General features: G+C 59.4%; 9 protein-coding genes. 8 read left to right on the top strand and 1 reads right to left on the bottom strand.

Features of this window, described 5'->3' with window-relative positions; all coding sequences use genetic code 11:
• Positions 1 to 5: 5 nt before the first annotated feature.
• The gene (locus JWZ98_RS12510; protein WP_205450303.1) at positions 6 to 1,979 is read right to left on the bottom strand and encodes a TonB-dependent receptor; all 1,974 of its coding nucleotides are present in this window, start codon (positions 1,977 to 1,979) and stop codon (positions 6 to 8) included.
• Positions 1,980 to 2,136: 157 nt separating this feature from the next.
• Between JWZ98_RS12510 and JWZ98_RS12505 the strand changes: the two genes are divergently transcribed.
• The 8 genes from JWZ98_RS12505 to JWZ98_RS12470 all read left to right on the top strand — a co-directional run bounded on the left by JWZ98_RS12505 (position 2,137) and on the right by JWZ98_RS12470 (position 11,264).
• Entirely contained in the window at positions 2,137 to 3,117 is a 981-nt protein-coding gene (locus JWZ98_RS12505; protein WP_205450302.1) for an AraC family transcriptional regulator, read from the top strand.
• Between the two features lie 118 nt (positions 3,118 to 3,235).
• Positions 3,236 to 4,036, top strand: coding sequence for a siderophore-interacting protein (locus tag JWZ98_RS12500; RefSeq protein WP_205450301.1), 801 nt, complete (start codon positions 3,236 to 3,238; stop codon positions 4,034 to 4,036).
• Positions 4,033 to 4,971, top strand: coding sequence for an iron-siderophore ABC transporter substrate-binding protein (locus JWZ98_RS12495; protein WP_205450300.1), 939 nt, complete (start codon positions 4,033 to 4,035; stop codon positions 4,969 to 4,971). Before JWZ98_RS12500 ends, JWZ98_RS12495 begins: the two co-directional genes overlap by 4 nt.
• Positions 4,968 to 5,990 carry an iron ABC transporter permease gene (locus tag JWZ98_RS12490; RefSeq protein WP_205450299.1) on the top strand — a complete coding sequence of 341 codons (1,023 nt, stop codon included), beginning with the start codon at positions 4,968 to 4,970 and terminating at the stop codon, positions 5,988 to 5,990. Before JWZ98_RS12495 ends, JWZ98_RS12490 begins: the two co-directional genes overlap by 4 nt.
• Positions 5,987 to 6,970 carry an iron ABC transporter permease gene (locus JWZ98_RS12485; protein ID WP_205450298.1) on the top strand — a complete coding sequence of 328 codons (984 nt, stop codon included), beginning with the start codon at positions 5,987 to 5,989 and terminating at the stop codon, positions 6,968 to 6,970. The genes JWZ98_RS12490 and JWZ98_RS12485 overlap by 4 nt, the downstream gene beginning before the upstream one ends.
• A complete protein-coding gene (locus JWZ98_RS12480) occupies positions 6,970 to 9,033 on the top strand; it encodes an MFS transporter (protein WP_205450297.1) in 2,064 nt (687 codons plus the stop codon). The genes JWZ98_RS12485 and JWZ98_RS12480 overlap by 1 nt, the downstream gene beginning before the upstream one ends.
• Positions 9,030 to 9,830, top strand: coding sequence for a 2,3-dihydro-2,3-dihydroxybenzoate dehydrogenase (locus tag JWZ98_RS12475; protein WP_205450296.1), 801 nt, complete (start codon positions 9,030 to 9,032; stop codon positions 9,828 to 9,830). The genes JWZ98_RS12480 and JWZ98_RS12475 overlap by 4 nt, the downstream gene beginning before the upstream one ends.
• 294 nt (positions 9,831 to 10,124) lie before the next feature.
• Positions 10,125 to 11,264 (top strand): XdhC/CoxI family protein, encoded by a 1,140-nt coding sequence (locus tag JWZ98_RS12470; protein WP_205450295.1) that lies wholly within the window; start codon positions 10,125 to 10,127, stop codon positions 11,262 to 11,264.
• Positions 11,265 to 11,467 lie beyond the last annotated feature (203 nt).

The following is an 11,467-nucleotide window of genomic DNA, read 5'->3' as shown; positions in this document are numbered from 1 at the left end:
GGGGTTCAGAACTCCAGTCTGGTTGAAACTAGTACGCTACGGCCGGGATTTTGCAGCGGCGTAATGAATCCGACTGCGGTACCGGCGGTGTAGCGATCCGTATAGTCTTCATCGGTGAGATTGTTGACTTCGGCGCGCAGCGTCAGGCCGCGGTAAAAATTCGGCTGCCATTGGGCAAATACGTTGTAGGTGTGATAGCCGTTGAGATCGCGATTGCCCGAATCCTGTGCGAAGCGGTACTTCAGGGCGATTTCCGAACTTACCCCGGTTTTTATCCCTAGTTCCGACCACGCATAGGCGGCGTGCAGCTTGATGATTTCGCCGACGGGCGAGCCTAAGTAGAACGCCAGTGTGCCGAGTTGAGAATGATCGTAGCTGACTTCGGTGTTGGTGTAATGCGCGCCGAAATCGGCATTTGCGCGTTGATAGCCTACGCCTAGATTCAAGCCTTCGGTTTTGACTGCCGGGCCGTTAACCCGGACGAAACTGTCGTCGCCCTCTTGATATGCCGGCGTATTTTGGATTCGGGTCGAAAACACTTCGCCCTCAAACTTGACGCTTGCCAAGCGGTAACTGAGCCCGGCCTTGGCGTTGGTGGAGCGTTGCGCCGCAAGATCGGCGGAATAAGCCGAATACGGCATGGTGTGGAAGAGTGCTGCTTCGGCCAGTTGGATGCCGCCGAAGACATAGGAATAACTGCCGTTCAGCGTCAAGTCTGGCAAGGGCGTGATGCCGATAGACACGTTGGGGCTGGCGCCGGTATTGTCGAACAGTTTCCGGTCTACCGATTCGAATTCTTGAGAATCAAGACGGACGCCGCCGGAAAATTTAAGCCAGTCGGCGGGCTCACCGCGTAATTGCGCGAATCCGCCTAAATTTCGGGCTGTTTCGGTCATCGAAGCATCGCGAAAGTTATCGGTTAGCGCCCGATCCTGATAAAAATCCATGCCGGCGCTGAGTTCGCCCAACGGCGTTTTAATGCGGTTCAACGCCGTCGCCCCGAAGCTTTCGATGGTGGAATCGAAATAGCCGGGACGAAATCCGCCGTTCGGATTCGGTCGGGAAAGCGACGTATCGTTATAGTAAAAGCGAACCTCCGGATCGTAAAACTTGCTCGGCTGCCGGGTGCTGTACTTGAAGTTCGCGGTATTGCGGTTGAAGATATTTTCCGACAATAAGGTCTGACCACGCACTGCGGCGAAATTGGCGCGGAACGGTCGAATTTCGTCGTCTGAAAGATGCTGAGCCGAGGCCTCGAAACGGTGTCCGCCCTCCGCGGTGTAGGCTAGTTTTCCTAAAGCGCTCAACAGGTTGGTGCCGGTGCCCTGGACTGGATCACCATTGCCGGCGTCGTAGTTGCCGCCTTCGGCGTGCGAGGCATAGCCCATGGCTTCGACATTGCGATACCGCCCGTAGGCAGCGCCGGATTTGGTAAAGGTGTCTAGGTTGCTGGCGAAGCCGCCGCTTAAAAACGCACCGTAATCCCGTCCGGGCTGCAACATGTCATCGACGTCTTTGGTTTCGTAGCGCAAAGAGCCACCTAGCGCGCCGGGGCCGGCGTCCGCCGCTGCTACGCCGGCATCCACGCTGACCGCTTTTAGCACGCCGGGGTCGATCAGTAGGTTTGCGTTGTGATGCCATATATTGTTTACCTGCCGGGCACCGTCGATCTGTACGTTGAGATTGGTTTCCTCGATGCCGTTGACAAACACCTTTTGAGATGTCGCGGTAGGGCCGCCGACGCCGACCGAGATATTTTTTTCGAATACGTCCTTGATCGACGTCGAGGGTGTGTCTTCCACCGTTTCGGTGTCTGTATCAGTTTTGACCGCTTTACCGGTCACGTTAATCGTGTCCATGACGACAGTCTTATCCGTGTCCGCTTCATTCGAGCCGGCCAAGGAGTGTTCGGTTGCTGCGAGTAAAAGTAAAGTTAAGGGGAGAGTAAGTTTCGAACCGACAGGGGAGGTGGTTTTCATGGTTAGTCTTCAAATAGGAATGATTTACATTAACATTGGTGGCTGCTATTATCCGACCCAAAGCAAGCGTGCGCGTTTGCGGGGGAATCGGATTCCTTTGCGGGCCGCGCAGATGCCGGCTTGGAACATCATTCATGAATTACTCGGACACAATCCTATGAATCGACTATCAACTCTCACCTCATCCAAGATCGACTGCTCGGCCCTGTCGCGACCGGGTCTAAGCACCCCTGGAGGTGCGGCTGTATCCTTGGCTCCCAGTGGCTCCCCGATAGTCAGTGGTCGGCTGCGAGAGTTTCAGCTGCAGCCCGATTTGTCGCTGTACGCCTCAGATGTGCGAGACGAACTCGATATGGAAGTGACGGGAACGTTGCAGCCTGGGCTGTTGATCGTGTTGCCGCTGGCTGGCGAAGCGGATGTAAGCTACGGCGATCAACGTTTTTTGCTAGGCGCAGGCGGCGATCGTCGCGGACTGGTCGTCGCTTTAAGTCGGCGCGAGTGCTTTTCCCGTCAGTTGCGGCGCGGCGCGCGGCGGAAGGTGGTGAGTTTGGCGTTCGGTACCCGCTGGCTGGCCGAGCACGAACACGTACTATCCGCACACCCGGGGCTGAACCACTTGCGAGGTACTCATCTGGCGGCGCAACAGTGGCGTTTGTCTGCGCGCTTGCGGACTTTGGCGGCTAGCGTGTTCGAATTGTGCGCCTCCGGCACGCCGCTGATGAGCCTATGCTTGGAAAGTCGCTGCTTGGATATCGCCGCCGAGTCTTTGGCGGCGCTGACGGACGGCCACCGGGAGCCGGAGTGCGTGCTTAGGCCGCGCGAACGGCGGCGATTGGCCGAATTTTGCGCCTTTCTCGATAGCGGAGAGGGCGACGGCTGGTCGATGCAGGCCTTGGCCGAGCACATCGGCATGAGTCCCAGTACCCTGCAGCGCTACTTTCGCCAATACACCGGCAGTAGTGTGTTCGCGTATCAGCGTCGCCGGCTGCTGGATCATGCGCGCCACGCATTGGAATGCGACGGTGTCAGCGTCAGCGAAGCGGCGCATTTGGCCGGTTACACCAACGCCGGCAACTTCGCAACGGCTTTCCGGCGCCAATTTGGCACTCCCCCTGGCAGCTTGCGCGCTCGTTGTTAAGCTATCTTTGCAAAAAATGCATGCTGTTTTGCCAGCCGTTCAATCCACGGCCCCGCGTCCCAGTTAGCCCGTGGCCGACCGTATAATCCCACGTCAGCTTAACCACTCGATTTTTTGCATGACGACCCTTAGTACGCATCGTAGCCGATTTACCCGCGTTCCTCAGCGCTTAACTGTACGGGAAACACTCAGTTTAGGTCCGCGTTTACGCCGAATCCGTTTTCACGGCGAGGCCTTGCAAGACATCGTTCATGCTGGGCCAGGCGCGCATCTCAAATTGCTGCTACCTGTTTCAGGCGCGAACTCGACCGGCGACGCGCAGTGGCCGGACGGCTTCCGGTCCGTAGCGCGTGCCTATAGCCTGCGCCGCGTCGATTTTGCCGAGAATTTGCTCGATGTCGATTTCGTGCTGCACGGCGACGAGGGTCCCGGTTCGCGCTGGGCCATCCGTGCCGCAATCGGCGACATTATCGGTCTTGCCGGCGTGGGCGGTCCCCCGTTGTCGAGTGCCGCGGCCGATTTTCATTTGTTGGCCGGCGATTTAACCGCCCTGCCGGCTATCGCGGCGGTACTGGAAACCCTACCGGGCACGGCAATCGGAGCGGCCTTGATCGAAGTGACGGACGCGGCGGATCAACTGGTGTTGCAGCATCCGCCGGGCGTGCAGTTGCACTGGCTGCATGCGCGCGCTTCGAGCCCGTTGACGGGCGCAGTCCGCCAAATCCGTTGGCCGGCGGAGGCACGGGTATTCGCGACGATAGCCGGCGAGAGCGCCTCTGTGCTCGCCATTCGCCAATACCTGCTGCGCGAACGAGGTTTATCCCCCGCGTCTCTTTATACAGTGCCCTATTGGTGTCGGGGTTGGAGTGAAGAGGATTACCACGACGAGCGGCACCGCTACATGGATGGGAATACATGAAAAGACCTATGTTTAGGGTAAGGATTGTGCTGATATTACTATTGGCAGCATGCGATGGCCCGCCGCCGGCTACGCCGGAACAGGGGGCTCGTGAGTTAATCGATGCCATCGGCCGACCGGTAAGCGTGCCAGAAGCGGCGCAACGTGTGGTGGCATTGAGCGAGTTGGATTTGGACGCCGCGCTGGCGCTTGGTCTCCGGCCTGTCGGTGCCAGCAACGGTCGCGGCAGCCAGCACCCGCCGCGCTATTTGGGGGGACGGGTGAATGGGATAGACAGCGTAGGTGATTTCGCCCAGCCGTCTTTGGACCGCATCGTCGCGCTACGCCCGGATTTGATCTTGGCCGGCGGTCAGAGCGATCCCGCATTCCTGGAGCAACTACGCGCGATTGCGCCGACCGTAGTCAGCTTTTATCCTGGTGAACACTGGCAAGACAGCGTGAGGCGTATTGCGGATGCGGTGGGTCGGCAGCAGGCCGGCTCGCAAGTACTCGAAGAGTATCGTACGCTGGCTGCCCGCCTGCGAGAGCAGCTGAAAGCGCACTGGGGTGAATCGGTGAGCATTGTTCGGCTTACGCCTAACGGACCCATGTATATGCTGGGCGATGCGTTTGCCGGGCGGGTTCTGACAGATTTGGGTTTGACTCGGCCTCCTGCCCAACGTCAACCCGGTGCCGGACATGGAGCGCCGTTAAGCCGGGAAGTGTTGGCCGACATCGACGGCGATTGGTTGTTCATAGGTAATTTTGCACCCGATCCGCACGGCGTCGCCGCCTTGCGAGACGAACCGGCTTTTGCGGAATTGCGGGCAGCGCGGCTGCATCGAGTGCGCGAAGTGGATGCGGCTTTATGGACGGTCATCGGTGGTCCGCTGGCTGCCAAAACGCTCCTTGAAGATGTGGTATCGGCATTTCACGCGGTGGAGAGCGGATCGTGAAGGCGCCTAAAGCCGCTCTTTTAGGTGTTCTGTTGCCACTTTCCGTGTTGTTGTTGGCCTTCGCATCGTTAAGCTTTGGCGCAGGTGGTGTCGGCTGGCAAGACAGTCTGCATTGGCTGCTAGGGGCGTCCGGCGACGCCCATGTCGATCTGGTACTGGGCGAATTGCGGCTGCCCCGCCTACTTAAGGCCTTGGCCCTGGGGGCGGCATTGGGCGCAGCCGGGGTTTTGTTGCAGACCGTCACGCGCAATCCACTCGCTGAAACCGGGTTGTTGGGTGTCAACAGTGGCGCCGCACTTGGGGTGGCGCTCGGTATCGCTTGGTTTGCCGGGCAAAGTCCTGCTGCGCAGATCGGCTGGGCAATGGGTGGGGCAAGCTTGGGCAGTCTTTTGGTCTTGCTGTTGGCGCGTGCCGGCGGCGGCCAGTCATCGCCTTTACGCCTGGTGTTGGCCGGATTGGCGCTCACCGCCACCTGCCATAGTCTGACGGCGTGGCTGGCCTTGGTCAGCACCGCCAATCTGGATCGTTATCGGTTTTGGTTGCTGGGTTCCTTAGCCCATCCGCATGCCGGCTTACTTTGGCCCGGCCTAGTGCTGATAGGCGTCGGTTTGACGGCGGCCATGGCGCTGGTGCGCCCGTTATCGGCGCTGACCTTGGGCGATGATCTGGCGCGCGCGCTGGGTCAGAGACCCGTTCCGGCTAGGGTGGGGGCGGTGGTGGTCGTGGCACTGTTGACCGGCACCAGCGTAGCACTTGCTGGCCCTATTCCGTTTTTGGGATTAATCGCCCCTTATTGCGCCAGGACGCTGGCCGGCGTGACGATCACCTCCCAACTTGCCTATTCTATTTTGCTGGGGTCGGCGCTGATGCTGTCGGCTGATTTAAGCTCGCGCTTGTTGCTTGCCCCGTTCGAAGCGCCAGTTAGCGCCGTATTGGCCGGCATCGGCGCGCCCTTACTGATCTGGATGGTAAATCGCGACGCCACACTGGCTTTAATGCCGGCCGGAACTGAGCGATGACCAAGGCTGCTCGCCGCCTAGCGCTGATACCGCTATTGCTGGTGCTGGCGTATGCCGCGCTGGATGCCGGCACGCCACGCTTGTCGGCATCGCAAGTGTATGCCGGCTTGTTTGGCCCTGGGTCCGACTGGCTGTCCACGCTGGTGACGCAATTTCGCTTGCCGCGCTTATGTGCGGCACTCGTGGTTGGCATCGGGCTCGGCGCCGCCGGCGCCCTATTGCAAAACTTGACGCGCAATCGCTTGGCCAGTCCCGATGTTTTGGGAATCAACGACGGTGCATTACTGGCGTTGGCCCTGAGTTTGATTCTAAATCCGTCCGGTTTGTTGGGCCCGTGGTGGTGTGCGGTGGCGGGTGCGCTGATCACCGCTGTATTCACCTTGCTGGCCGCCGGCGGCGTGGGTACGCGGGGTTACCGGGTCCTCGTGGTCGGGCTGGGCATTGCCAGTTTACTGCGCGCCGGCTTTGACATTGCCTTGGCGACATTGCCCATCTTCCATGCCACCGGTCTGTATGCGTTTAGTGTGGGTAGTTTAGCCGGACGCGCCTGGCCTGTGGTCACGGTGGCTGCGGCGCTGCTCGGCATCTTGCTGACAGTCTGTTGGGTCATTTCCCGCGCTTTGGCGCTGTTATGTCTGCACGACGACAGTATTCGCGGTTTGGGGGTCAATTTAGGTCAGCTGCGCTTTACCGTGCTGATGCTGGCCGCCGCGCTGGCGGGCGTCGCAGTGGGCGTCGGCGGGCCGATTGGTTTCGTCGCGCTCGCCGCGCCGATGCTGGCACAGCGATTGTCGCCGGACGGCGGCATACCGGTATGGTGTTCCGCCAGTATCGGCGCGGTACTGGTCACAGGTGCAGACTTGCTCGGGCGCATAGCGGCCGCACCGGTCGAAGTGCCCGTCGGCGTCGTATCCGGTTTTTTGGGTGGTCCTTTTTTATTGTGGTTGCTGATGCGGCCGAAAGCTTATGGAGCCGGGTAATGTTGGAGTTTCGGGTTGACCAAGTAATCGCCGGCTATGGTGCGGAACCCGTATTGCGCGACCTCAGCCTGCAAATTCCGGCCGGACGGGTGACCGCCATTGTCGGCGCCAACGGCTGTGGCAAGAGTACCTTGCTGCGTTGCCTGGCTCGTCTGCATCAAGCCGATTCAGGATGTATCCAGCTCGGCGACGACGATTTGCAACTATTCTCAACCGCCGACTTGGCACGTAGCGTGGGTTTTTTACCGCAGTTTCCGCAAGCACCGGTTGGACTGAGGGTAAACGATTTGCTGGCGCTAGCACGCCACCCCCATCGGCATTGGATGGCGAGCTGGTCAGCAGAAGACGAGGCCGCCCGATGCGAGGCCTTGCGTCTTACCGACTTGACGGAATTGGCTGGACAACCGTTGGACAAACTTTCCGGCGGGCAGCGGCAACGCGCGTGGATAGCGATGATGCTGACTCAGTCCACGCCGGTCCTGCTGCTGGACGAACCCGGCAGCATGCTTGATCCCGGGCACCAGCTGGAATTGATCGCCTTGTTGCGGGCGTTGGCGGATGCCGGTCGCACCGTGGTGGTGGTAATGCACGACCTAGTTGCCGCGCGCCATGCGGATTGGTTGGTGGCCTTGGATAACGGCCGACTAGCGGCCTGCGGTTCCCCGGTGGATGTATTGAATCCGGTTTTATTGCGGCAGCTTTACGGCATCGATAGCCATATCCTGAGCGCACCCGACGGTACACCTGTCGTCGTGCCGGTAAGACAAGCCGATTTGCCGTTGCCGCAAGCGCAGCCTTTGCCTGTGAGCATGGCTTCGGTCGGCCCGTCCGCCGAAGCGTCGGCTAGTCTAGCGGAGCGTCGTTTAGTGCTGTTGTTTGCGGTACTTCAATTCACGCTTTTACTTGATTATATGGTGCTGATGCCGCTGGGCGCGGCGTTGATGCGCGATTTCGACATGGGTCCGGCGCGCTTCGGATCCCTGGTTGGTGTCTATACACTGGCCTCGGCGCTGACCAGTCTGCTCGGTGGTCGATGGATTGATCGCGGCGACCGCAAGCGCACCTTGTTGGCCTTGTACGCCGGATTTGTGGTCGCCACGCTGGCTTGTGGTTTTGCGGGGCAATTCGGCGAATTGCTGGTCGCTCGGGCGTTGGCAGGTGCCTGCGCCGGGTTGATGAACGCAACCATGATGGCGATGATAGCCGACCGCATCGAGCCCGAGCGCCGCGGCCAGGCCATCGGTACCATTATGTCGGCCTTCGGCGTGTGTGCCGTGATCGGTGTGCCCTCCGGCCTGGGATTGGCGGCGTTGGGCGGCTGGCGAATTCCTTTTTTAGCGGTTGCGGCACTGTCTGCCTTGTGGTGGCTAAGATTGTACCGGGCCTTACCCCGAGCACCCGTTAGTGTCGGTGCCGGGCGCGGGAGTTTGCGTTCGCCGGCACTGGCCTTGGGTTGGGTGTTGAGCTTTTGCATCGTTTTTGCCGGTTTTCTGATCGTGCCTTATCTGGGCGCGCACTTGAACGGCACATTGGGTGTTGATTTACGTGATTTGTCCTGGATTTATCTTTGCGCCGGATTGGCGACTTTCGTTGTGGCGCGCGGTATTGGCCGTGCGGTGGATCGTTTCGGTGCCGCCGGGATTCTGGCTGTATTGATGGTCGCCAGCATCATTCCGCATCTGTGGTTGACTCAGTTACAACCGGGGCCATTATGGCAAACGACGGCGGTGTTTGTGTTGTTTATGGCTTTAACCTCCACTCGGTCTATTCCGGCCTCGGTTTGGCTGATTGGCAGAGTGCCGACACCGTTGCGGGGCCGCTACATGGCGGTGAATACCGCGAGCACCGAGGCCGCATCCGGTTTAGCAGCCTGGTGCGCGGGCTGGATGACCGGCGGGGATGGCGCGGTATTGCAGCATTTTGATCGCGTCGGCTGGCTGGCGGCAGGTGTCACCTGCGTGAGCTTGTGCTTGCTGGCCGGCTTACACCGTTTCGGCGCGTCGCAGGGGGCATCGACAACGACGGCGGATCGTCTTACGCCGGTTGCCACGGCCGAATCATGAAACTGGCAAGACAGTCGTCACCTAGTGCCGGATTCGGTTTGCGCCCCGGCGTTGCACTGGTAAGTGGTGCCGCGCGGGGCATCGGCCAGGCGGTAGCCGCCGGGTTGGCCGGCGAGGGCTTGACCGTGGTTGCCATCGACATCGACGCCGACGCCTTGCGTAAGGTTTATGAGTCGATGCCGGGGCTATATCCGCTGGCGCTGGATTTACGCGACCGCGCCGGCATCGAGTCCGCGATCACTGGCGTGGAAGCGGAAATCGGTGAAATCGACTATCTGGTGAATGTCGCCGGCGTGCTGCTTCCCGGTCATGTAGTGGATGCCAGTGACGAGGACTGGCTGGAAAGCTTTGCCGTAAACTGTCACGGTGTATTTGCGCTAAGCCGCGCGGTAGCTCGTCGGATGCGCGAGCGGCGGCGCGGGGCTATTGTGACGGTTGGTTCCAATGCTGCATCGACGCCGAGGACCGGTATGGCGGCCTACGCTGCATCCAAGGCGGCCGCCGCGCAATTCACCCGCTGTTTAGGCTTGGAACTGGCGGAATACGGCATTCGTTGCAATCTGGTGTCGCCGGGCTCCACCGAAACCGACATGCAGCGCCGCTTCTGGCGCGCCGGTGCCGGTAGCGCCGCGCAAGTCATCGAGGGCTCCTTGGCGCAACATCGGCTAGGGATTCCGCTCGGCAAACTGGCCCAACCGGACGATATAGCTCACGCCGTGGCGTTTCTGTTGTCGGATCGGGCCGGACATATCACCCTTCAGGATTTAGTGATTGACGGTGGGGCGACGTTAGGTTAATGGCAGAATAATCGGCGAGTTGCCGCGATAAATTGCTCGGGAGACGTTTGGAAATCGAGCGGTTCGTCTGCGCGCAAAGTGGTATGGCGGTCCCGACACTGATGGCTACGAATGTCCGATATGAGCGAAGCTGTTTAACCTAAATGTAAAACGAGAAAATGACGCCGGTGGTGTGCAATGCGATCTTCGCCGCCACCGGTGTGCGGATCCGGCAATTGCCGTTATTGCGTACCGATTTGAGCTGGAGTTGATATGGCTAGTACAATCGCCGGCAGACCCGCAAGCGAGTAAATCATGGCCCATAACATCAATCATCTGCTCGAAGCCTATCGGCAACTGCAACGCGACCGGCAGGACAGCGTGCTGGCGACCATTATCGAAACCTTTGGCTCGACTTACCAAAAGGCCGGCGCGCGGATGCTGATTACCCAGGCCGGCGAGTTGGTCGGTTTGCTGGGTGGCGGCTGCTTCGAGCGGGACTTGGTGGAGCAGGCTGCTGCGGTGTTCGCAACCGGCGCAGCCAAAACCGTATTTTACGATATGCGTTCCGGCGAAGATGCAATCTGGGGTTTGGGCTTGGGTTGTAACGGCGCTGTCCGGGTTTTGCTGCAGTTATTAAAAGCCGAGCAGGATTTTAGTCCGTTGAGTCAGTTGGTAGAAGCCGCCGAAGCCCAAGCGCATGGGGTATTGGTGACAGTGTTCGAGTCCGCGCATGCGGATTTTCCGTCCGGCCGCAGCCAGTTCTTGCCGGCTGCCATCGTCGGCGAACAGCCGATCTTGCCCAGCGCGCCGTTTCCGTTTGCCACGGCGGCGCTGCAAACGGCACTGCAACAAAAACCGCGTATCGAAACCCATCCGCTTGACGGCCAGGACATCAAAGTCTTTTACGATCCGGTGCAACCGCCCTGGCAGTTGCTGATATTCGGGGTCGGCGCCGACGCGATACCACTGGTGAACTACGCCAAATCCTTGGGTTGGCGCGTCACCTTGGTCGATCACCGGCCCGCGCATATCAAACCCGAGCGTTTTCCTTTAGCCGATCAATTATTGCATCTGATGCCGGATCAGGTCGCGTCCCAACTAGATTTAAATCGCTTCAATGCCATTATGCTGATGACCCATAACGTCGAATACGATCAGCGCTACTTGCAAGCCATCGTGCATTGCCGGGTGCCGTTTATCGGATTGCTGGGTCCGGCGCATCGCAAACAACGATTACTGCAAAGCCTGGGCGACAATGCGGCATTGATAGCCGAACGGGTATTCGGCCCGGTCGGTTTGGACATCGGCGCGCAAACCCCGGAAGAGATTGCCTTGTCCATCGTGGCGGGCATTCAAGCACAGTTAAACGGCCGTAGTGGCTTGCAACTGGGTAAAGAGCCTGTTGCGGTCAAACAGCTTGCAGCCCTGGATAATCTGCATGCCGGCGACTGAGAATGCCTCAGTGCTGAGCGTGGACAAATTACGGGAATGATTGATCGCGGCGTTTTGCCGATAAATAGGGGCCATTTTCTAGGAATCCCCCTTTTCAGAAGCCGGTGTTTGCTAGTTTTCTTGCCATGCATAACGGTGTGGCTTAGCTAAGGTGCTGTTATTACCTTTTTTAGCCTTGCATGGATTGGAAGTCACCGGCCTTA

Origin of the sequence: Methylomonas sp. EFPC1 (assembly GCF_016925515.1) — a bacterium.
Lineage (GTDB): Bacteria > Pseudomonadota > Gammaproteobacteria > Methylococcales > Methylomonadaceae > Methylomonas > Methylomonas defluvii.
The sequence above is the reverse complement of the archived record's forward strand: the minus strand, read 5'-3'. Positions and strand labels throughout refer to the sequence as shown.